Origin of the sequence: Providencia sp. 21OH12SH02B-Prov (assembly GCF_027362595.1) — a bacterium.
Taxonomy (GTDB): Bacteria; Pseudomonadota; Gammaproteobacteria; order Enterobacterales; family Enterobacteriaceae; genus Providencia; species Providencia zhejiangensis.
The window spans coordinates 1,113,099-1,134,970 of record NZ_CP114796.1 but is presented as its reverse complement, the minus strand read 5'-3'; the positions used below and the strand labels follow the sequence as shown (position 1 = coordinate 1,134,970).

General features: G+C 39.4%; 21 protein-coding genes. 14 read left to right on the top strand and 7 right to left on the bottom strand.

Translation table 11 applies throughout. The features are described from left to right. The first annotated feature begins 155 nt into the window (after positions 1 to 155). From O7C57_RS05515 to O7C57_RS21580, 11 genes are all read left to right on the top strand, one after another. Positions 156 to 1,475, top strand: a complete 1,320-nt coding sequence (locus O7C57_RS05515; protein ID WP_269723750.1) for a serine dehydratase subunit alpha family protein — start codon at positions 156 to 158, stop codon at positions 1,473 to 1,475. Positions 1,476 to 2,238: 763 nt separating this feature from the next. Further along, positions 2,239 to 2,613 carry a helix-turn-helix domain-containing protein gene (locus tag O7C57_RS05510; protein ID WP_269723749.1) on the top strand — a complete coding sequence of 125 codons (375 nt, stop codon included), beginning with the start codon at positions 2,239 to 2,241 and terminating at the stop codon, positions 2,611 to 2,613. A 121-nt stretch (positions 2,614 to 2,734) separates the two neighbouring features. Further along, a complete protein-coding gene (locus O7C57_RS05505) occupies positions 2,735 to 3,271 on the top strand; it encodes a fimbrial protein (protein ID WP_154622804.1) in 537 nt (178 codons plus the stop codon). Positions 3,272 to 3,338: 67 nt separating this feature from the next. Beyond that, a complete protein-coding gene (locus tag O7C57_RS05500; RefSeq protein ID WP_154622803.1) occupies positions 3,339 to 3,869 on the top strand; it encodes a fimbrial protein in 531 nt (176 codons plus the stop codon). Positions 3,870 to 3,948: 79 nt separating this feature from the next. Beyond that, on the top strand, positions 3,949 to 6,567 hold the full coding sequence (locus O7C57_RS05495; RefSeq protein WP_154623897.1) for an outer membrane usher protein: 2,619 nt from the start codon (positions 3,949 to 3,951) through the stop codon (positions 6,565 to 6,567). Between the two features lie 69 nt (positions 6,568 to 6,636). Further along, entirely contained in the window at positions 6,637 to 7,437 is an 801-nt protein-coding gene (locus tag O7C57_RS05490) for a fimbria/pilus periplasmic chaperone (protein ID WP_154623898.1), read from the top strand. Positions 7,438 to 7,571: 134 nt separating this feature from the next. Beyond that, positions 7,572 to 8,078 carry a fimbrial protein gene (locus O7C57_RS05485; protein ID WP_154623899.1) on the top strand — a complete coding sequence of 169 codons (507 nt, stop codon included), beginning with the start codon at positions 7,572 to 7,574 and terminating at the stop codon, positions 8,076 to 8,078. After that, complete coding sequence (locus tag O7C57_RS05480; protein WP_230085863.1) at positions 8,044 to 8,589, top strand: fimbrial protein; 546 nt, start codon at positions 8,044 to 8,046, stop codon at positions 8,587 to 8,589. Before O7C57_RS05485 ends, O7C57_RS05480 begins: the two co-directional genes overlap by 35 nt. 7 nt (positions 8,590 to 8,596) lie before the next feature. Beyond that, positions 8,597 to 9,094: a fimbrial protein gene (locus O7C57_RS05475; protein WP_163860818.1), complete on the top strand. Its 498-nt coding sequence runs from the start codon at positions 8,597 to 8,599 to the stop codon at positions 9,092 to 9,094. Positions 9,095 to 9,102: 8 nt separating this feature from the next. Next, complete coding sequence (locus tag O7C57_RS05470) at positions 9,103 to 9,624, top strand: fimbrial protein (protein ID WP_154623901.1); 522 nt, start codon at positions 9,103 to 9,105, stop codon at positions 9,622 to 9,624. Between the two features lie 63 nt (positions 9,625 to 9,687). Then, positions 9,688 to 10,569 (top strand): hypothetical protein, encoded by an 882-nt coding sequence (locus O7C57_RS21580; protein ID WP_154635726.1) that lies wholly within the window; start codon positions 9,688 to 9,690, stop codon positions 10,567 to 10,569. Between the two features lie 45 nt (positions 10,570 to 10,614). On the opposite strand, the gene yjiA is transcribed toward O7C57_RS21580, so the two are convergent. The 3 genes from yjiA to O7C57_RS05450 form a co-directional block, all read right to left on the bottom strand. Then, positions 10,615 to 11,586, bottom strand: coding sequence for a GTPase (gene yjiA / locus O7C57_RS05460; protein WP_154622263.1), 972 nt, complete (start codon positions 11,584 to 11,586; stop codon positions 10,615 to 10,617). Positions 11,587 to 11,609: 23 nt separating this feature from the next. Next, positions 11,610 to 11,813, bottom strand: coding sequence for a YbdD/YjiX family protein (locus tag O7C57_RS05455; RefSeq protein ID WP_154622262.1), 204 nt, complete (start codon positions 11,811 to 11,813; stop codon positions 11,610 to 11,612). A 70-nt stretch (positions 11,814 to 11,883) separates the two neighbouring features. Next, entirely contained in the window at positions 11,884 to 14,034 is a 2,151-nt protein-coding gene (locus tag O7C57_RS05450; protein WP_269723748.1) for a carbon starvation CstA family protein, read from the bottom strand. 66 nt (positions 14,035 to 14,100) lie between these two features. On the opposite strand from O7C57_RS05450, the gene O7C57_RS05445 reads away from it, so the two are divergent. Next, positions 14,101 to 14,256: a hypothetical protein gene (locus O7C57_RS05445; protein ID WP_196713438.1), complete on the top strand. Its 156-nt coding sequence runs from the start codon at positions 14,101 to 14,103 to the stop codon at positions 14,254 to 14,256. Positions 14,257 to 14,423: 167 nt separating this feature from the next. Here O7C57_RS05445 and O7C57_RS05440 read toward each other — a convergent pair whose 3' ends face one another. Further along, on the bottom strand, positions 14,424 to 14,894 hold the full coding sequence (locus tag O7C57_RS05440; protein WP_154622260.1) for a WG repeat-containing protein: 471 nt from the start codon (positions 14,892 to 14,894) through the stop codon (positions 14,424 to 14,426). A gap of 337 nt (positions 14,895 to 15,231) precedes the next feature. Between O7C57_RS05440 and O7C57_RS05435 the strand changes: the two genes are divergently transcribed. After that, positions 15,232 to 16,839: a GMC family oxidoreductase gene (locus O7C57_RS05435; RefSeq protein WP_154622259.1), complete on the top strand. Its 1,608-nt coding sequence runs from the start codon at positions 15,232 to 15,234 to the stop codon at positions 16,837 to 16,839. Positions 16,840 to 16,889: 50 nt separating this feature from the next. Here the strand turns inward: O7C57_RS05435 and purT are convergent, their stop codons facing one another. The 3 genes from purT to O7C57_RS05420 all read right to left on the bottom strand — a co-directional run bounded on the left by purT (position 16,890) and on the right by O7C57_RS05420 (position 20,164). Then, positions 16,890 to 18,068, bottom strand: a complete 1,179-nt coding sequence (purT, locus tag O7C57_RS05430) for a formate-dependent phosphoribosylglycinamide formyltransferase (protein WP_154622258.1) — start codon at positions 18,066 to 18,068, stop codon at positions 16,890 to 16,892. A 111-nt stretch (positions 18,069 to 18,179) separates the two neighbouring features. After that, positions 18,180 to 19,106, bottom strand: a complete 927-nt coding sequence (gene rarD, locus O7C57_RS05425; RefSeq protein WP_154622257.1) for an EamA family transporter RarD — start codon at positions 19,104 to 19,106, stop codon at positions 18,180 to 18,182. A gap of 113 nt (positions 19,107 to 19,219) precedes the next feature. Continuing rightward, entirely contained in the window at positions 19,220 to 20,164 is a 945-nt protein-coding gene (locus O7C57_RS05420) for an aminoimidazole riboside kinase (RefSeq protein ID WP_269723747.1), read from the bottom strand. A 239-nt stretch (positions 20,165 to 20,403) separates the two neighbouring features. Here O7C57_RS05420 and O7C57_RS05415 point away from each other — a divergent pair, with 239 nt between their 5' ends. Then, positions 20,404 to 21,858: a glycoside hydrolase family 32 protein gene (locus O7C57_RS05415; protein WP_154622265.1), complete on the top strand. Its 1,455-nt coding sequence runs from the start codon at positions 20,404 to 20,406 to the stop codon at positions 21,856 to 21,858. The last annotated feature ends 14 nt before the right edge of the window (positions 21,859 to 21,872 follow it).

Sequence of the window (21,872 nt, the reverse complement as noted above, 5' to 3'; positions counted from 1 at the left end):
AAAGGTCAAACTTAAAAATACTTTCTATTTTTAACTGAATTCACAGAAAATATTTCTATAAAATTTAAACTTCCCCCCTAACATAATGAAAATTTTCTCCTCATAATTATTTAAAATACCCTTATTAATACGATGTTCTTGAAGGGGAATTTACGATGCAAACTCAAGCCCAGCCACTTCTTTGGCAGTACTTTATCAATGCAGTCAAACAAGAAGTTAAACCTGCTTTAGGTTGCACCGAACCCATTTCATTAGCACTCGCGGCAGCAAAAGCAGCCTCTTGTATTGAAGGTGATATTCTTCGAGTCACCGCATTAGTCTCACCGAACCTAATGAAAAATGGGATGGGTGTAACTGTGCCAGGAACAGGTATGGTGGGTCTGCCTATTGCTGCGGCATTAGGCGCTCTTGGTGGCGATGCGGATGCCGGACTTGAGGTATTAAAGTCAGCGTCAACTTCGGCTATTGAGTCGAGTAAAAACATGCTCGAACAAGGCTTAGTGACTGTGGATATTAAACAACCTTGTGATGATGTCATCTATTCAGAAGCGACAGTGTTTACTGACAAAGGTTCTGCAACAGCGATTATTGCAGGGTCACACACCAACCTCGTAAAGATGATGGTTAATAATGATGTCATTTTTGATATCAACCAAAAAGCACCATTAAACACTTCCCCTGTTGATTGTGCTGCCGATGTCGCACTCCCTGAGGTGACCGCAAAAGCCGTTTATCAATTCGCAACCCAAGCCCCATTTGAAGATATTCGCTTTATTTTAGAAGCTGCACAGTTAAATGATGCACTCTCGCAAGAAGGGTTACGTCATGTCTATGGCTTGCACATAGGAAAAACACTCCAAGCTCAACGTGATCGTGGATTACTATCAAAAGATCTTTTATCTGAAATTATGATACGGACATCCGCAGCATCTGATGCTCGCATGGGAGGGGCGATATTGCCCGCGATGAGTAACTCAGGTTCAGGCAACCAAGGGATTGCTGCCACCATGCCCGTTGTTGTCACGGCAGATTATTTGCATTCAACAGAAGAACAATTAGCTAGAGCATTAATGCTATCCCATTTAATGGCTATCTATATTCATAATCAATTACCTGCCCTTTCCGCATTATGTGCAGCGACAACTGCCGCGATGGGTGCCGCCGCAGGTATCGCATGGTTGCTAGAATCAAGCTATGAAGTCGTCGCAATGGCAATATGCAGCATGATCGGTGATGTCAGCGGTATGATTTGTGATGGTGCATCGAATAGTTGTGCCATGAAAGTTTCAACAAGTGCAAGTGCGGCCTACAAAGCCGTTTTAATGGCGCTCGACAACAGCTGTGTAAGAGGCTCTGATGGCATTGTTTCCGATGATGTCGATCAATCGATAGCAAATTTATGTTCGCTAGCGACAGGCTCAATGCGCCATACCGATGTGCAAATTATTGAAATCATGGCAGCCAAAGCCCGTTAATCCTAAGTAAGTCAAAAAAACAGACAACTGTAGATGTTGTCTGTTTTTTTATGTCACCTGAAAAACAAACAATAGCAAAAAATAAGCAATGCAGGTTATAAAAAATAATTGTTTTTTAATTTGCTTTGCTGCTAACCCACAATGATTAATGATAATGCCATTCCTTTTTAAATATCTATTCACCTATAAAAAGTAGGTAATTAAAACAGATTCAACTTATAATCAAATGGTTGATTTCTAATATTTATTACATTTTCTAAGCCATATAAATTGTATGGTTAATAGACTGGTTTTTTTATCTCGCTGATAAACAATCTATTTTATTGTGAGTAATCAATAATTCATTACAAACAGACAATAATAGATACAAATTAACATGAGAGTGTTGCGAATGGTAACGGAAAAAATAGAAAGTATGAGTTTTTAATTATTTTGATATTTTATCTTTAATTGCTTCATTGAGTCTGTATTTTTAGCATTTTATGCTAGATATTTACCAACAAAAGTATGCCACAAAGGATGAATACATTGATTTTATTATCCTTTAATAAATTCCTTAGTTACTCCAGTTGAGAGTTTTTTATAAAAATAAAATAATTGCTATTTATAGAAGGTTTGATCTTAAAAAAAATACGTTTTATATTTGCTTAAAATCAGCACATTTAAATAAAACTTACAAAGAATAAATCGTATAGAAATAAACTCTTAAATAAATATTCATTATGTTGAATATTTTTACTTTATCCAACAAGGGGAAGAATCAATGAAAAAGAGTGAAGATATTAATATAAATGATTTTTTTTCATTTATCTCATTAACTATTGGAAGAACATTAAAAAGGATAAGAAAAAGCCAAGGACTCACGGCGGGACAATTTGGAAAATTAGTTAATTTAAGCCAACAACAAATGTCGCGTTATGAATGTGGAAGTAACCGCATAAATGTATGCTTACTACTGCTATTATTAGATAAAATCGATATTACTATCGATGAGTTTAACTTATTACTTATTGAAGAAATAAATATAGCATCTATTGAAAAATACATTGATTTAAATAAGGTGCTAAGTACATCCGTTTTCAATAAGGTCAATAATGATAGCAGTCCAACCTCCAGTTCACCGGTTTTATTCGGATAGAACTTTATTCAAACAAAAATAACAATCAGTCTCATGACGCTTCCTTTACTGTAATATCAATACTGTGGGGTTAAATTCTGCGACTTTCTAATAATAACCTACTTTTTTAAAGGAGATTCTTATGAAATTAAAATTTATTTTACCGATTTTATTATTGTCTGTCTCTGCGGTTGGAAATGTTTATGCGCTACGCGATCAGGGGCATGGCCAAATTAAATTTAAAGGCTCCATTATTGATGCACCTTGCTCTATTTCTCCAGAGACTAAAGAGATTATCGAACTGGGTCAAATTTCAAATATGGCATTAGTCATTGGCGGTAAATCAACTCCGCGACCGTTTGAAATATTATTAGAAAACTGTGATGTATCAAAATTAACTAAAGGGGTGCAATTAACCTTTAGTGGGGCAGCAGCCAGTTTTGATACAACCAATAAAACATTAGGAATTGTTGGTACAGGGTCAGGAGCTGGTATTCAAATTGCTAATGGCAGTGCTGGCGTGATCACGTTAGGGCAACCCACTCCATTCCAAAAGATCCAAAATAGTAATAATACCCTACAATTTTCGGCCTATCTGGTGGGGAATGGCGGTGATATCGACACGATAACTGTAGGTGAATTCTCATCGGTTGCAGATTTCACACTCAACTACGAATAACACACTCTTTCCACTGACAGTGAATAATTAAGAAAAATAAGTGGGAATTAATTTAGACAGAGGGCGAATGTTGAAATCAATGAATGTTTTTTTCGGTAGCTTTCTGCTCATAGGTACTGCAAATATGAGTACAGCCGTTACTCCCATTAAAATTGGTGGAAGTATTGTAGAAACAGCATGTTCAATTGATATGAGCAGCCGAGATCAAACTATTGATATAGGAACTCTTCCATTGACTCAAATTAGACGTAATGGAGAGAGTTCCCCTCATAAATTTACCATTCGTCTAATCAATTGTTCAATTGAGCGCACTACCTCGAATGATATTAATAAGCTAGGTTGGAAATATTTTCACATTACGTTTGAGAGCACTCAAGATAAAACATTGGTTAAAGATTATGGCGGTTCAGGCGGAATTGCACTAAGACTTAATGACCAATTTAACCGTATTATTATTCCTGATGTTCCTATACCAACACAAGATATCACTCAAGGCATTATAAACTTAAACTACCAATTAACATTGATTAATCGTGAAGAGAATTTACCGTCAGAGCTATATTACACTCAAATTCGATTTAAAGTCGACTATGACTAAAATATAAATAAAAAAGAAAAATAACAGTATCTTCAATTTTAATTTATTAGCAACACATTGACATTAGGGGAAACATATTATGGTCGCTATTCAACCGTACATTACGACCTGGCTTAACATAAAGACAATAATTATACCCTTACTGTTATTATCTTCATTCTCAATGAGCACTCAGTTAAATGAAATTGAATTCAACAGTAATATGCTTGATATTAATGATCGAGCTAACATTAACTTAGCACAGTTTTCAAAACCTGGTTATTTAATGCCAGGAGAATACAGCTTCACTATTTATATCAATAATAGCTCCTTTAATGATGAGACAGTCTTTTTTTATCTTGATCCGAACAATAATGATGAGTCTACCGCTTGCGTATCGCCGGAAATCGTTAAGCAACTGGGTTTAAAGGCTGAATATAATGATGCATTAACATGGTGGCACGATAATCAGTGTTTAAATTTAAAGAGCTTGCCGGGTATGGAAGCCCGAGCCGATCTGCCTAAATCCGCCTTTTATATCAGTGTACCACAGGCCTATCTTGAATATACGGCAGATAATTGGGATCCTCCTTCACGCTGGGAAGAGGGAATTTCAGGTTACTTATTTGATTACAATCTAACTTCCCAAATTAATCAACAAACACATAAAACCAATAATACGACCTACAGTATTAATACTACCGGCATCACGGGATTTAATACTGGCGCTTGGCGTTTTCGTGTTGATTGGCAAAGCCGTATTAATAAAACTCAAGGACAACAGCAGCAAAATGATTTTGATTTGAGCCGTTATTACAGTTACCGAGCAATTAAATCACTTGGCGCAAAGTTAACACTAGGTGAAAACTATTTTACTTCTGACATTTTTGATAGTTTCCGCTTTAGCGGATTTAGCCTTATTACCGACGATAATATGTTACCGCCAAATCTTCGAGGTTATGCGCCCGAAATCACTGGTGTCGCGAAAACCAATGCAACTGTCATTGTTAGCCAACAAGGTCATATTATTTATCAAACCCAAGTTCCCGCAGGGCCTTTTCGAATTCAAGATTTAAATGATGCGCTCTCAGGAGAGATACGAGTAACGGTTCAAGAACAGGATGGCAGTACGCAAACTTTTACCCTTTCAACTGCTACTGTGCCTTATTTAACTCGTCCGGGGCAAATTCGTTATAAACTTGCTGCGGGCAAAACCTCTGATTATCAGCATCGGATCAATAGCGATATCTTTGCGAGTGGTGAATTTTCGTGGGGAATAAACAATAACTGGTCATTGTACGGCGGCAGTGTCACCGCTAATAACTACCTCTCAGCCGCCTTAGGCGTTGGCCGTGACCTAACGATATTTGGCGCCCTCTCCTTTGATGTCACTCATTCTAGAGCCAGTCTAACCAATATGTATGATATTGGAGACAGAATATATCAAGGTAGTTCTTATCGATTAAGTTATTCAAAGCGCTTTGATGAGGCAAATAGCCAAGTGACGTTTGCTGGTTATCGATTTTCGGAAGAAGGTTTTATGAGCATGTCGGAATACCTTGATGCTCAAACCAGTGGTATTCGTCAATTTAATAGTAAAGAGATGTACACCATTTCGTATAACCAACAGCTAACCACGCTGGGTTTAAGCGCTTATTTAAATTTCTATCACCAATCCTATTGGAATAAGCCAAACAGTGATCGCTATAGTTTATCATTGGCAAAATATTTTGATTTAGGGTCTTTTAAAAACTTAAGTTTAAATATGACTGAATTTTATAATCGCGCTGATCAGCAAAATGATTATGGCACGTACTTTTCTTTATCAATTCCTTGGGGTGAATCAAAAACCATTTCATTAAGTAGCAATTGGAATAAAAATGATACTTCGAATCAAGCCAATTATTACAGCCGATTAGATCAAAGCAGTCATTACAGCCTTAATTCAGGCATAAACCGCGATGGCACATCGATTGGCGGTTCATATAATTATGATGGCAGCTATGCAGCAATCAGCACCAATACTAGCTATCAATATAACCGCTATCGTTCCGCTGCACTGAGTATTAATGGTGGTCTCACTGCCACTAAAGAAGGTGTTGCATTACATCGTATTAATCAAATGGGCGGTGCTCGCATCCTAGTTTCAACCGATGGCGTAGAAAATATACCGATACAAGGATTTGGTGCAGTCGTTAACACCAATTCCTTTGGTTATGCAGTTATTAATGACATCAATAGCTACTACCGCAATCAAGTACGTATTGATGTCAATAAATTGCCAGATACCGCGGCGATTAGCCAATCCATCAAACAAGCGACACTGACGGAAGGAGCGATTGGATATCGCCAATTTGAAGTGGTCTCTGGCACGAATGCAATGGCAATAATTCGCTTAGCAGATAATAGCTTTCCTCCATTCGGTTCCACTGTAACTAATACGCGAAAAAAACAAGTTGGGATCATTTCCGATGACGGGAGCATCTACTTAACTGGCTTAAAAGCTAGTGACACATTAGATGTCACATGGAATGGCAGCGTTCAATGCCAAATACACTTACCAGAAACCTTTCCCGATGAAAGCGTTTTGATGACCAACTGGTTATTACCTTGTGTGAGCGAAAATCAGCCACCACCACCATTAGAAAAGTATTTGGAAGTCTCGCCAATGCCAATTAGCCCCAAATCAATTAAACCAACACGCTGGCTAACAAAGTAGCGCGTTAAAAAGAATACCTATTTTAAGCAAATAACAATGATTAGAAATTTATTAATAAAGAGATTTGATATGAAAAAGTTACTTATTAAAACAGTAAAAAATCAATATTTACATCGACACCACTTAATTAGCACGCTTTTAACGACGATAATATCCGTCAATTTTTCAACTGCACAAGCTGCAATCGCACTGGATCGTACTCGTGCTATTATCACGAGTGACGACAAGTCTATTTCATTAAATATTAGCAATGAAAATAAACAATTACCTTATTTAGCTCAAGCTTGGCTAGAAGATGGCAGTGGAAATAAAACCAACCTTCCCTTTACAGTGATTCCCCCAGTGCAACGGCTCGAAGCAGGCACAATAAGCCAGATAAAAATACTTGCGCTTCCACCTAGTATCAAAAATTTACCCTTAGACCGCGAGTCTGTATTTTATTTTAATTTGCGTGAGATCCCACCAAAAAGTGATAAACCCAACACGCTTCAACTTGCATTACAAACGCGTATAAAACTGTTTTATCGCCCAACAAGTATTATCCCAACAAATGGAGCAATGAGCGAACCATGGCAAGAAAAACTAACCTTAACACGTCAAGATGGCCAATATATTGTCAATAATCCGACGTCTTTTTTTATTACCATTGTCGATGCGAGCTCCCGTAAAAAGGGTCAATCAATAGCAAATTTTGAACCCATTATGATTGAGCCTAAAAGTTCGGCTCCTCTCAATTTAACAATTAAAGCATTAGGGGATACACCTGTTTTAACCTATATCAATGATTACGGTGGCCGCCCCACCTTGATATTTAATTGCCAAAACACGCAATGCAACGTTATTCCCGATAAGAATAGTGAAGGGAATTAATACCATACTCAGTTGCAAGGCGTTTTTTATGAACGCGGTAAGCCGTTCATATTTCCTGCACTGGCTATAGTTCTCACAATACTGAAGGTTTGTATTTTCGCTCAATGAGCGTTCGATAGTGATTAGGAGGAAACATGCGATATTTTCATCAAAGAATTATTATTGCATTAGTCACTTTTTTTTTATTATTCCCTGTATTTTCAGCGATAACGTCTGCTGAGCAACAAACGCTTCATTTTTCAATTGTCGTGAGTCAAGAGCCAGAATGCAGTGTCATTAATAGCATCACAGATATCGGTGATATATATGAAACATTAATTGATGGTACTGATTATAAAAAAACGCGAATTAATTTTGATTTAACCTGTAAACAGGTTCTCATTAACTCATTTAAAATGACATTATTTTGGCCATCAAGTGCAATCATGGATGGAAAATCAGTCGTCTTAACGAGTATCCCCAATTTGGGTTTAGCTATTTATAACGAAAATAAACCGCTAAACAATAACGCTACTATTAATTTCACCTATGGAAATCAACCCCCTGTGTTATTCGCTGTTCCAATCAAACCTAGTGGAGTCTCACTACAGCGTAATGGAACTTTCAATGGAACAGTTGTTATGTCCATCGATTATCAATAAGGAAAACACAATGATACTTTACCCAAAACGCACTATTTACCTTTTATTTTTGGGGTTATTAATTTCGAATAGTTATGCGGCATCTTACAACCTTACTATTAAAGGAAATTTAAAAATAGAATCCCCCGAGTGTTTATTAAATACTAATTCCCAAAAATCCGTTAGCTTCGGTGATGTTTTATTAACAAGGTTAAATGGTGCCAATTATAAACAAACGATTCCTTTTGAATTAACATGCCATAACATATTAAAAAACAATTTAAAATTAAAAGTGATTGGTAATCCAACCCGCTTCAATAGTTATGGTGGGTTGAGCACCTCTAATAGTAAGATTGGGATTGTATTTTATATTGATAGCATTCAGCAGCCAATCAATACATTACTCGATTTTAACTATAATCACCTTCCTAACATTGAAGTTGCTCCAATAAAGGATATGAGTGCGAACTTTAGTGATACCGATGGTGGCCAATTTTCGGCTACAGCTATGCTTCAAATTGAATATCAATGAGGTTATTATGAAAAAAACAACCTTATTAACCTTGATAATGATAACGGCATCATTCCCACTGATTGTACTCGCCAATTGGGAATTTACCGGTAATTTGATTATTCCGCCAATATGTCAACTTGCTGAAGAAAATCCATTACAAGTGTCATTTGGTAAAATTGGGATCCAAAAAATTGATGGCGATGCTTTTCGTAGACAAATTCCATTTACACTTAATTGTAATAAAAATACGCATCCATTATGGGATGTTAAATTAACCTTCAGTGGTAATTTAGCTGGCCGAGGATTTGATGACTCAACACTTTATACTCAGACCCTTAAAAATAATGGAAAGATAGGGATCCAAATACAGGTTGATGGTGTACCACAACCTTTAAATAAGCCTTTCTCTATTAATATTAATGCACCACCTATTATTTCGGCTGTCCCTGTAAAGCTCGCTAATACCAATCTGATTGCTGATGAGTTTACGGCTTCGGGTTATTTAACTATCGATTTTCAATAGGAAAAATCATGATCCCGTTTAATACTATTTTAGGCCTCCTATTTTTCGCAATGGCAGCGCCCAGCTTTGCCACGAATATTAATTTTGATGGTCAGCTTATTGAAGATGCTTGCGATATTTTCCCTGGTGATGAAAATATTGAAATTGATTTTGGTACTGTCGTTAATCAATATCTGTACACATACACAAGAACAAAAGGCATCCCTTTTAAAATACGCTTAATTAATTGCGACTTAGAATTAAGTAAAAGCGTCACGATTAAATTCAGTGGTACAGAAAGTTCAATATCCCCGGGGCTAATTGCCCTTACACCATCAAGTTCGGCGAGAGGAATTGCACTTGGTATAGAATCACAAAGTGGTGATTTAATTCCTATAAACAAAGGAAGCCACACGAATAGGATATTAACTAAAAATAATTCATTAGCACTACAGGCTTTTATTCAAATAGACCCTGAAGCACTATCAAATAAATCACTGATATTAGGCGATTTTATTGCAACGGCAACTTTTGAACTTGATTACAATTAATTCAGTATAAGATGACATCTTCCTCATAGAGTCATTTCATTAAATATTAATGAGATATTAGTTATGACAAAGAGAAAACAATATTTAATATTTATACTATTTATCAGCCTATTATTTATAAATTTTTCGGCTATCGCCGCATCTTCATGGGCGAGCCCTTATCAAATCGTTAGGGTTGGCAATCAAGTTCAGCTTCGATTTGATTGGGGGATCGATTTATCTGGAGAGGCTAATGGCACAATTTCTTGCGGTAGTCTTCAATGTTTTTTTGGCCCAATCCCGAGAACTGGGTTAGGTCCCTCAAATATGGGTACCGACTGTGACCAAGGTGGATTCTGTAATGGTAGGGCAGCGTTGATAAACCAATCCATGATATTGGTTCCTAATAATATCACTTATCAAGAAGCCTATCAGCGTTATGTCAACGCTAAAGGAAGTCGTGGCACCTATCAAATTAGCGAAGGAAATCGATTCATCTGGTCTTCACCTGCGACAAAGTGGGGCTCACTTTGTATTGGATTTGCCTCAGTTCCGCAGAATAAAGTCTCTGTGTCAGTCCTTGCACAAAATGCAACTTGTGGCGTCGTTACCCCCGCCAATCTGTCATGTAGCGCGACCGTTCCTAATTCACTTGATTTTGGTATTGTAAAAGCAGGAGAGCCTATTTCAAGTACAGCGATTGGTACTGGCTCTGTAAAATGCGACACGACTGCCAATGTCCGTGTTTCCGTCCTCGGCAACATGCCAAAGCTCGATGGCAAAACAATTCAACTTTTTATCAACAACACTCCAATCATCAATCAAACCAACACTGGAGGTTCAACGGGAGCGATTGTTGGGCGAGGTCAAAATGTCACTCTTGATTTTCGAGCTAATATTGATGGCGTTTTTTATAATGCAGGTCACTTCACCTCATCAACGGCAATACTCTTTTCTTATGACTGATATTTTCCCTTCCCTAAATGGGAAGGGATGTTAAATACGGTTTCGTTATTGACTCTCAGCCTTGTTAAGTTGAGAAAACTTTTCGCGAATTTCCTTTTCTGGCAAATGGATACCAATAAAGACCAGTATGCTGTTGCGCGCTTCTCCGACTTCCCATTCTCTATCCCAATCTGCACTATAAAGGCGTTGTACCCCTTGGAATAGTAAACGTTTAGGTTCATCTTTAATCGATAAGATACCTTTATAACGCAACAAGTTATCAGCAAAACCGAGTAACAGTTCTTCCATGACCTGTGATACCGCCATTAACTCTACAGGATAATCAAATTCAACCACTATCGACTCAACTTCATTTTGCTGTTTTGGCGTAAATCGGAATGTTGGCTGATTGACTTGAAGTTGTGAGTCTAATAAAAAACCTTGAATATTAAATAATAAATCAAGGTCGATAGCACCATGGATCACTGGGTAAATTGGCGCACGAGCGTTAATACGCTGTAAGCGTTCAATGAGTGCTTCATGATGAGGCTGTATATCGGTTTTGGTGAGTAGAATTCTATCTGCATAGCCGATTTGCGCTTGTGCTATCGCAAAATCATTCAGTTGCTTGTCTGCATGAAGAGCATCGACCAGAGTAATAATACCATCTAACAGATAACGTTCGCATAAGGCTTCATGCGAAAAAAAAGTTTGCGTAATAGGACCAGGATCCGCCATTCCTGTGCATTCAATCACTAACCTATCAAAATCTAACTTGCCATTATCTAACGCATCTAACAAATCTAATAAGGCATTTTCTAATTCATTGGAACGGCTACAACAGATACAACCATTACTCAATGTGGTGATTTGTGTTGCGCGATCACCAATAATGGCATTATCAATCGGTACTTCACCAAACTCATTTTCAATGACCGCGATTTTATGGCCATGATCAGCTTGTAGAATATGACGTAATAAGGTGGTTTTTCCAGCGCCGAGAAAACCCGTTAAAATCGTTACAGAGATAGGTTTCATTGTTATCCTCATTATGTCATCAATTAACAGCAGCGAAATCCACCTTTACCGCTACCACCATAACGCGCATCTTGGCGTTCGCGAAAGAACTCTTTGTACGTCATGACAGGCTTATCAGGATGATTGTCTGCCATGTGCTGTACATAAGTATCATAATCAGGGATACCCACTAACATACGCGCAGCTTGCCCAAGGTATTTACCTGTTTTGCCTAAATTTCCAAACATAGTATCACTCCAATACAAATGCCCTACATCGTGTTTATCACCATGCAGGGCACCGTTTATCGACTAAAGATTAGTGTGATGATGTTTTCACACCTTCTTTAGGTACTGGCACATAAGGTGTTTCTGCATCGGTACGTTCTGGGTTTTTATATGCCTTCATTGCCGTTCTGATACCATAGAAAATAATACCGTAGACGACAACTAAGAACAGGATACTTAGACCCGCATTAGTATAGTTATTAATAATAATGTGATTCATGTTGGTGATTTGCTGTGCAGTTAAATCAGCACCACCCGCAGCAATTTTCTCTTTATACGATTTCGCAAGATAGAGGAAACCTTCAAGTTGAGGATTGTCACTGAATAGTTTCAATCCTAATGCCCATGTAGTACAAATCAATAACCATACCGCCGGCAATACGGTGACATAGATATATTTACTCCGTTTCATCTTGATTAAAACGACAGTACTCAGGACTAAAGCAACCGCTGCCAACATTTGGTTCGAAATACCGAACAGTGGCCATAGGCTCTTAACGCCACCTAATGGATCGACAACACCTTGATATAATAGGTAGCCCCATAGACCAACACATCCCGCCGTTCCAATAATACCTGCAATTAAGGAGTCGGTTTTTTTCAGGAATGGAACGAAGTTACCCAATAAATCTTGTAGCATAAAGCGGCCTGAACGTGTTCCCGCATCCAACGCTGTTAGGATAAATAAAGCTTCAAAGAGAATACCAAAGTGATACCAGAAGCCCATATTGGCAGCAGGCATAATTTCATGGAATACATAAGCGATACCAACCGCTAGTGTTGGTGCACCACCAGCACGGTTCAGGACAGAAGGCTCACCGATATCTTTCGCCGTTTGCATGATCTGCTCAGGTGAAATGACGAATCCCCATGAACTGACGGTTGCAGCTGCATGCACAGACACATCTTTCAGCTGTGCCATAATTGCAGCACCATCTGGACCACCAAGCTCATGTAAATTAGGCATTGTGATACCTAAAGCAGCTGGCGGTGTATTCATGGCGAAATAAAGGCCTGGTTCGATAATGGAAGCAGCAACCAATGCCATAATCGCAACAAATGATTCCATCAACATCGCACCATAACCGATGTAACGCGCATCTTTTTCGTTAGCCAGTAGTTTTGGTGTTGTACCAGATGCTATCAAAGCATGGAAGCCGGATACTGCGCCACATGCGATGGTGATAAACAGGAATGGGAACAGCGTACCCTTCCAAACAGGACCTGTACCATCCACGAATTGTGTCACTGCTGGCATTTTCAATTCAGGATTTAAAATCACGATCCCAATAGCCAAGCCAACAATAACCCCAATTTTCAGGAAAGTAGCCAGATAATCACGAGGAGCTAGGATCAACCAAACAGGTAATAAAGCCGAAATAAAAGCATAACCAACTAAAACATAAGTAATGGTCGTATCTTTAAAGGTGAGAGCAGGTCCCCAATATGGGTCATGCGCGATCACTCCACCAAACCAGATAGATAAGATCAGCAAAGCAATACCAATGACTGAGACTTCCCCGACACGTCCGGGGCGGATATAGCGCATGTATATCCCCATAAACAGTGCAATTGGAACCGTCGAACAGACAGTAAATACACCCCATGGACTTTCAGCCAATGCTTTAACCACAATCAGCGCTAATACTGCAAGAATAATAATCATGATCAAGAAACAGCCAAAAAGGGCAATCGTCCCTGGAATTGGGCCAAGCTCTTCTTTGACGATTTCCCCTAATGATGCACCATTACGGCGTGAAGAGATGAACAACACCATAAAATCTTGCACCGCTCCCGCCAGTACCACCCCAGCGAGTAACCACAATGTTCCGGGTAAATAACCGACTTGGGCTGCTAATACAGGTCCTACTAATGGCCCCGCCCCCGCAATAGCGGCAAAGTGGTGACCAAATAACACGTTTTTATTAGTCGGTACATAGTTCAAACCATCATTATTAATCACGGCGGGTGTCGCGCGCGTTTCATCCAGCTTCATCACTTTTTTGGCGATATATAAGCTGTAATAACGATAGGCTATAAGGTAAACAGCGACGGAAGCCACAACTATCCATAATGCGCTAATGTGCTCCCCACGTCTGAGTGCGACTACCCCTAAACAGATCGCACCAATTATCCCCAGTATCATCCAAGGAATGTGCTTTAAAATACCATTTTTGTTCATAGAACACCCTTCTAAGGTAAAACGTACTTTTTTCGTGTTTTATTGACTTATCAAGGACAAACTAATTTGAAAGAGCGTAATGTTGTCGCAGTTAAGTCTGTTTTTGGCAGCCGTTATCACCATGTGTTAAGAAAAAGTTTGAGCTCTGCCATGGTTTATATGGTAGAAAATATCTATTTAAGAATGGCTAAAGTAAGCGTGAGCGGTTACATACAAAATTAAGCGGTCAAATTTTCACTGTGAATGGTTTTATTAGAAGAAAAAAGACCGCAGAAGTGTGATTTACTTAACAATAAACATTTATTATCAATAAGTTAATCATATTAATTGAAATGATAAAAATAAAAAAATTTGTTACGTAGAAGCAATATAAACATCGCTATCATCATTTAGTGATTGGGCTTTACCGTGCGACCATTCAAATCAATCCATTTCCATTGACCGCCAGTCCACCAGCTATGTTCACCAGCCGTTTCGGTTTTGCAGCCTATCCCCACATTCGCGATACCATTTTCAAATGGATAAGCACAATCATATTCTGCGGCGATGACAATATCCCCTGTCTTTGCGTCAGCAAAACCAATTTTGTCGCCCTGTCGAATACGATAAACCCCCTCCTGAGCTTCATCAGGCCAATTATCAAAATAATAAGGTCGGTAAACCTCATTCCCCTGCCGGTCAATCACAATTACGCCCTGTTTAGGCTGGTTTTTTAAACAATAACGATAGGCAGAATCGGCTTCAAAACAGTTTAATGGTTTATCAGGTTGCTCCAGAAACTGAGCAAATTGTTCCGACAATGAATTGGCAAATGATATCGCGGGTATCACGATTAACATAACTATTAAACGTTTAATCATTTTTATTTCTTTTTAGAGCTAAATAAGTTGACCTCAATATACTGGGTATTACTGATCGTTAAACTAAGAATAGAATGAAAATGAGCCAATCAGATCATGGGAAAATTCCCCCAATAAATTCATTTACTTATTAATGATAATAAGAGAAATACAATTTTAAGAATTACATTAATGAGAAAAAACAACAGCATAATAGCTTCAACAAGCCATTTCCGAGTAGCCAATTTGAACCACTTCACATAAACATCATATTATTCACACGTTAATAAAATAAAGAGTTATTGTTAATAAAACGAAATTCAATGATGACAAAAATGTCACTTCGTCAGGGGAATCTATGAATAATAACAATTATGATTACATCATTGTTGGAGCAGGTTCTGCGGGATGTGTTATTGCCGCACGCCTTATCAAAGAAACACAATCACGGGTTTTGCTCCTTGAAGCCGGCGGCAATGACAATCATCTGTATATCCGTATGCCTGCGGGCGTTGCCAAAATTATTGCTCAAAAGAGCTGGCCTTATGAAACCGAGCCTGAACCTCATGCAAACAATCGAAAAATGCAGATAGCACAAGGCAAAGTCCTTGGCGGTAGCAGCTCGGTCAATGGCATGATTTATATTCGAGGCCAAAAACAAGACTATGATAACTGGGCCCAAGTCTATGGCTGTGATGGCTGGAGCTATCAAGACGTTCTACCTTGGTTTAAAAAAGCAGAACAAAATGAAAGTTTATCTGATAGCTATCACGGCACCTCAGGCCCTCTGCCTGTCAGTGAAAATCGTTATCGTCACCCTCTTTCCATGGCATTTATTCGGGCAGCCCAAGAACAGGGCCTACCCTATGTCAGCGACCTGAATGGTGAAAGCCAACAAGGGGTCAGTTTCTATCAAACAACGACTAAAAATGGAGAGAGAGCCAGCACCTCAAAAACATACCTCAAAAGTGTAGCTCAAAGCGATAAGCTCACTGTAAAACTCAATAAACAAGTTAACCGTATCATTATTCGTGATGGGGAAGCGGTAGGAGTGGCTTATCAAGGAAACGATGGTCATGAAATAGAAGCATTCGCACAGAAAGAAGTTATTATCTGTGCCGGCGCAATGGGCTCCGCTAAGTTATTAATGTTATCAGGGATTGGTCCACAAGATCATCTTAGTACGCTCGGTATTGAAACTATCGTGGATCTTCCTGTTGGCAAGAATTTCCATGACCATCTACATATGTCTATTAATGTCACAACCAAAGATCCCATTAGCCTTTTCGGGGCAGATCAAGGGATTAATGCCTTGAAGCATGGATTTCAATGGCTCGCTTTTCGCAGTGGTTTATTAGCCTCGAACGTACTCGAAGGCGCTGCATTTATCGATAGCTGTGGTCAAGGCCGCCCAGATGTGCAAATCCATTTTTTACCTATTCTCGATAGTTGGGATGATGTTCCTGGCGAGCCGCTTCCCGCTACACATGGATTTACCTTAAAAGTGGGCTATTTACAACCGAAATCACGCGGGGAATTACTGCTGCGTAGTCAAGATCCTCAAGCCCCTCTGAAAATTCATGCCAACTACTTAGCTTCTCCAGAAGATATGGAAGGTTGTAAGCGTGCCGTCAAATTCGGTTTGCAAGTTCTTGAATCAGAAGCTTTGCAAGCGGTCAGTAAAGAAACACTGATGCCACCAGCACAAGTCCGCGATGATGATGCGGCATTAGAAGAGTTTGTACGTAATTTCTGTAAAACGGTCTATCACCCCGTTGGTAGTTGCCGTATGGGAAAAGACGCAGCAACCTCTGTTACTGATTTACGCTTACGAGTTCATGGTATCAACAAACTCCGTGTTATTGATTGCTCTGTTATGCCTGAAATTCCAAGTGGCAACACCAACGCACCAACAATCATGATCGCTGAACGCGGTGCTGCCATGATCATACAAGATAATCACTAATGAGCGAATACTAAGCCACAATTTATTCACTCATACATTGTGGCTTTTCGTTAACCACTCACATTAACCGTTTGAGCCGCTTTTTTCGCCATATCGAGCGCATTATCAATCGAATCAGCTATTGCGAGTGCAACCCCTAAACGGCGAGTTCCTGCTATTTCAGGTTTTCCAAATAGACGCAATTGAATATCAGAACCCAGCGCTTGTTTAAGCCCTGAAAAAACAATATTTTGACTATGTAATTCAGGCAAAATAACCGCTGATGCACTGGGTCCATATTGGCGGATCATGCCAATAGGTAAGCCTAAAAATGCACGCACATGTAAAGCAAACTCGGATAAATTTTGTGAGATGAGTGTGACCATTCCAGTATCATGTGGTCGGGGAGAAACTTCATTAAAAATGATATCGTCACCACATACAAATAACTCGACTCCAAACAAACCATATCCACCTAATGCCGTAACAATCTTTGCAGCGACCTCCTGCGCATTTTGCAACGCTTTTTCGCTCATATGCTGTGGTTGCCATGATTCACGATAATCACCTTTTTCTTGGCGATGCCCAACAGGTGCACAAAAATGAATACCGTCACTTGCGCTGACCGTTAACATGGTGATTTCAAAATCAAAATGCACCATTTTCTCAACAATCACACGTCCTTGACCGGTGCGCCCACCCTCTTGTGAGTAGTGCCATGCAGATTCAAGCTCTTGTTCACAACGAATGACACTTTGTCCTTTACCTGAAGAGCTCATGACTGGCTTCACAATACATGGAAAACCTATCTCATTGGCAGCATTGATAAAATCAGTTTGCGTTTCAACAAACCGATAATCTGAAGTGGGCAAACCCAGTTCTTCTGCTGCAAGTTTACGTATGCCTTCACGGTTCATTGTTAAATAAACAGCATGTGCAGAAGGCACCACTTTTTGTCCTTGCTGTTCTAATTCCACAAGGGTTTTTGTCGCGATGGCTTCAATTTCTGGAACAATAAAATCGGGTTTTTCTTGCGCTACCAGCTGGCGAATCGCATCGCTATCTAACATGTTAATGGTATAGCAACGATGAGCAACGTGCATTGCAGGCGCATTGTCATAACGATCGACCGCAATAACCTCAATGCCCAAACGCTGACATTCAATAGCCACTTCTTTTCCTAGCTCACCTGAACCGAGTAACATAACTTTTGTTGCAGAAGGACAAAGTGCTGTACCTAATTGATTCATGATAGATAACCTTGTATGCAAATATGCCAATTTAATGGCGAAGATTATATACGCAATCGTTTGCTTTAACCACTAAAGATCTGAGCAATCTCTCCCATCTCAAATAATACATTACAGTTTTGGTGTTTTATCGCGCCCAGTAACGTAAGGAACCCGTTTATGGTATTCGTTGTAACGCTTATGCAATAAAGCAATAATGCAGCAGAGTAACCCCAACCAAATTAATGAGAAACTGACTCCTTTTACCCAATCAAATAGCTCATTAAATAAGAATACCGCCAGTAAAAATTGAATTGTCGGTTCAATATATTGTGCCAGTCCGATTACCGTCAATGTCGTGCGCTTAATTGCGGCGGTAAAAAACAGTAATGGAATAATTGTGACAGGAGCGGCGAGCATATAGAGTAGTTTAATTTGCCAATCCCCTGCGGCTACAGCACTACTCTCATTAACAGAGAGCCACCACGTGATCCCACCAGCGACAGGCAGTAACCAAATAGCTTCAATAAATAGTGAAGTAATAACATCGAACCGAATGAATTTACGGATCAAACCATAAACCGCAAAAGCACTGCCCATCACCAATGCAAGTAAAGGTAATTCACCATACTGCAAAATTTGAAAGCAAACGCCCGAAAAAATGAGTAATACCGCCATCTTTTCCGCGACAACAAGCCTTTCGTGTAAAAAAACAACGCCGAGTAAAATGGAAAATAAAGGATTAATAAAATAACCAAGACTCGCGGCTAGCACTTGCCCATGGGTTAAAGCATAGGTGAATGCGCCCCATGATATCGCCATAATCGCCGAACTAAATAGGCACAAAATTATCGAACGTTTATCCGCCCATACTTGTTGCCAAGCCGTTTTATTTTTAATCAGCAGACGGATCAGTAATAAAAAAGGGATCGACCAAATCACACGTTGAGCCAATAACTCTAAAGGTTCTGCTCCAGGTAATAAACGGTAAAAAAGTGGCGTGATCCCCCAAAGAATATAAGAAAAGATAGCTAATACTACCCCTGATCTTAGTAGCATAATTAATCCAAAATAGATGTTTTACAGATAAAATTTTACTGCCAGTATCATACGCTTTTATCTATTAATTTGAATTAATTAACATCACTATTCACATTAATATAGTCTTAGTTTTAAAGCTCTCGAATATGTAATGGTGGTTGCTGATTAATAAACAGAGTTAACTCTTTCTGCGTTGGCGCCGCGCTTATTGCCCCCTTACGCGTCGTTGCTAGCGCCCCACAAGCAGTAGCTTGAGTGATAATATTCATCAAATATTCCTCATTATCACTTAACCCAGCCTGAGCAATCGCTGCAAGCAGTCCTGCCATAAATGCATCTCCCGCCCCTGTGGTATCAACACTTTCAACCCGAAATGCACTCATACCTATTTGTTGGTGATGCGTCAAAACGATGCAGCCTTTCGCTCCCTGAGTGATAACTTTCAAACGAGCAGGATACCGTTTAAGCTTCTCGATGGCATTATCTAAGCTAAGGTCATCAACCAACCACAACAGTTCTTCTTCCGAAAGTTTCAGTATATCCGCCTGATAAGCAAATTGGTCGACCCTTGTCTGCATTTCAATAGGATCTGACCACATTTGAGGACGAATATTAATATCAAAACTGAGTAATCCCCCCGCTTGTTTAAGTTGCTCAATAGCCGCAGTTAATGAAGTGCGACACACAGGATGCACCAGTGCCAATGAGCAAAAATGCAATATCGCTTTTTCAAATGCAGGTAGATTTTTATGACTTAAGAACTGATCCGCCGACGGCGAGACTAAAAAAGAAAATTCACGTTCCCCATTTTCTTGTAAAGACACTAAAACGGTGCTGGTATGATATTTTTCATCAAATTCCATCGCACGGGTATCGACCCCCATATCAAATAACGTCTTTTGCATAAAATGGCCAAAAGCATCTTCACCAACACGTCCAATAAAACCGCTAGGCTGTCCTAGCTTAGCAACTCCCGCTGCAACATTGACAGGAGCGCCACCAGCACAAGCTTCATATTGCATACTGTGCAAAGGAATTAAATCAACGACTGCATCTCCTAAAGACCAAACTTTCATAGGCTCTCCATCTCGACAATGAGTGACTCAACTAGCAATCATCACAATTAAAACAAATTAATGCTAGAAACTGCTTTTTGTTAACGTTAACATGTTTTGTATTGAGTATAAATAAAAAACAGTTCGTAACGCGTGCGTTAGGTCACACCATCACATGATACGAATCACACGCCATTAAATAACCCAATATTCCACAACGATTGTATAGATAGAAATCATTAGTAACGAAAGGAACCATGATGAAACAGCGTATTCACCAAGCATCGATAGCACTTGAAATAGCGAGACAATCTCTCAACAGGCAGTTTTATCCTGAATATCATCTTGCAACCTACGCCGGCTGGCTGAATGATCCTAATGGGCTCATTTATCATGATGGGTTATATCATGCATTCTACCAGCATCATCCTTACAGCGCTGACTGGGGACCTATGCATTGGGGACATGCGACAAGTAAAGATATGATCCACTGGTCACATCAACCTATCGCGCTTGCTCCTGGTGATGAATATGATCGTGATGGATGCTTTTCAGGATCAGCCGTCAGTGATCAAGGCAAGTTATACTTATTTTATACTGGCCATATTTGGTTATCCAATGCAGGAGATGACAGCCAAATCTATCAAGCGCAATGTTTGGCCATAAGTCATGATGGTATTCATTTTGAAAAACACGGCGTCGTGATCCCTTCGCCTGAAGGTTACATGCATTTTCGAGACCCTAAAGTTTGGTTTCAGGATTCACGCTGGTGGATGGTTGTTGGCGCAAGAGATAGTCTCGATCAAGGACAAATTTTGCTCTTTAGCACCGATGACTTACTGAACTGGCCTGAAGAGTACCAAATACTGGCTAAAACAGACGATAAAAATGTTTATATGTGGGAATGCCCTGACTTTTTCCCGTTAGGCGAGCAATTCATCACACTATTTTCTCCTCAAGGAAAAAAACCATCTGGGCATCAATATCGAAATCGCTTTCAAAATGGTTATCTCGTCGGGAATTGGGCGCCCGATCAATCTTATGAAATAACCAATCATTTTGCTGAAATCGATTTTGGTCATGATTTTTATGCGCCACAAACTTTTTTAGCTGAAGATGGCCGCCGTATTGCTATCGCGTGGATGGATATGTGGGAGAGCCATATGCCAACAAAAGCGCACGGCTGGGCAGGCAGCTTTACTGTACCTAGAGAATTAACGTTAAACGCCCAAGGAAAGGTGCTGGTCAATCCGATCAAAGAGTTACAATCATTAAGACAACAAGCAGTTAACCTCTCCGCTTGTACACTGGAAAAAAATAGCACGCTACCGATTTACCATGATGCTATCGCGTGTGAAATTGAATTAATTTGGGATTTACAAAACAGTCCCGCTGAAAAATTTGGTTTTTGGCTTGGTAACGGTACACAGTTTTTTATTGATGGACAGACACAGCAATTAACCTTATCCCGCCACTATCCTGAACATATCATCAGCGATTACCGTAGCGCCCCACTCCCACAAACTCGCTATCTCACCATACGTGCTTTTATTGATAGATCGAGCCTTGAAGTATTTATTAATGAAGGTGAAATGTGTTTTACCAGTCGAATTTATCCACAAGAAGGCGAGCGGGCTTTGACACTGTTTACAATTAACCAAAGTGCAAAGTTGATCAAAGGAACATTGTGGCCACTAAAAAGTGTCGCTGAATAATATGACCTGCGAGG

Bases quoted from the DNA above. Each gene is read 5' to 3' on its own strand.
- O7C57_RS05505 (WP_154622804.1), top strand. From the start codon at position 2,735: ATGAAATTAAAATTTATTTTACCGATTTTATTATTGTCTGTCTCTGCG.
- O7C57_RS05440 (WP_154622260.1), bottom strand. From the start codon at position 14,894: ATGATTAAACGTTTAATAGTTATGTTAATCGTGATACCCGCGATATCA.
- O7C57_RS05485 (WP_154623899.1), top strand. From the start codon at position 7,572: ATGCGATATTTTCATCAAAGAATTATTATTGCATTAGTCACTTTTTTT.
- O7C57_RS05450 (WP_269723748.1), bottom strand. From the start codon at position 14,034: ATGAACAAAAATGGTATTTTAAAGCACATTCCTTGGATGATACTGGGG.
- O7C57_RS21580 (WP_154635726.1), top strand. From the start codon at position 9,688: ATGACAAAGAGAAAACAATATTTAATATTTATACTATTTATCAGCCTA.
- O7C57_RS05455 (WP_154622262.1), bottom strand. From the start codon at position 11,813: ATGTTTGGAAATTTAGGCAAAACAGGTAAATACCTTGGGCAAGCTGCG.
- O7C57_RS05415 (WP_154622265.1), top strand. From the start codon at position 20,404: ATGAAACAGCGTATTCACCAAGCATCGATAGCACTTGAAATAGCGAGA.
- yjiA (WP_154622263.1), bottom strand. From the start codon at position 11,586: ATGAAACCTATCTCTGTAACGATTTTAACGGGTTTTCTCGGCGCTGGA.
- O7C57_RS05510 (WP_269723749.1), top strand. From the start codon at position 2,239: ATGAAAAAGAGTGAAGATATTAATATAAATGATTTTTTTTCATTTATC.
- O7C57_RS05420 (WP_269723747.1), bottom strand. From the start codon at position 20,164: ATGAAAGTTTGGTCTTTAGGAGATGCAGTCGTTGATTTAATTCCTTTG.
- O7C57_RS05470 (WP_154623901.1), top strand. From the start codon at position 9,103: ATGATCCCGTTTAATACTATTTTAGGCCTCCTATTTTTCGCAATGGCA.
- O7C57_RS05495 (WP_154623897.1), top strand. From the start codon at position 3,949: ATGGTCGCTATTCAACCGTACATTACGACCTGGCTTAACATAAAGACA.
- O7C57_RS05480 (WP_230085863.1), top strand. From the start codon at position 8,044: ATGGAACAGTTGTTATGTCCATCGATTATCAATAAGGAAAACACAATG.
- O7C57_RS05500 (WP_154622803.1), top strand. From the start codon at position 3,339: ATGTTGAAATCAATGAATGTTTTTTTCGGTAGCTTTCTGCTCATAGGT.
- O7C57_RS05515 (WP_269723750.1), top strand. From the start codon at position 156: ATGCAAACTCAAGCCCAGCCACTTCTTTGGCAGTACTTTATCAATGCA.
- O7C57_RS05435 (WP_154622259.1), top strand. From the start codon at position 15,232: ATGAATAATAACAATTATGATTACATCATTGTTGGAGCAGGTTCTGCG.
- O7C57_RS05475 (WP_163860818.1), top strand. From the start codon at position 8,597: ATGAAAAAAACAACCTTATTAACCTTGATAATGATAACGGCATCATTC.
- O7C57_RS05490 (WP_154623898.1), top strand. From the start codon at position 6,637: ATGAAAAAGTTACTTATTAAAACAGTAAAAAATCAATATTTACATCGA.
- rarD (WP_154622257.1), bottom strand. From the start codon at position 19,106: ATGCTACTAAGATCAGGGGTAGTATTAGCTATCTTTTCTTATATTCTT.
- purT (WP_154622258.1), bottom strand. From the start codon at position 18,068: ATGAATCAATTAGGTACAGCACTTTGTCCTTCTGCAACAAAAGTTATG.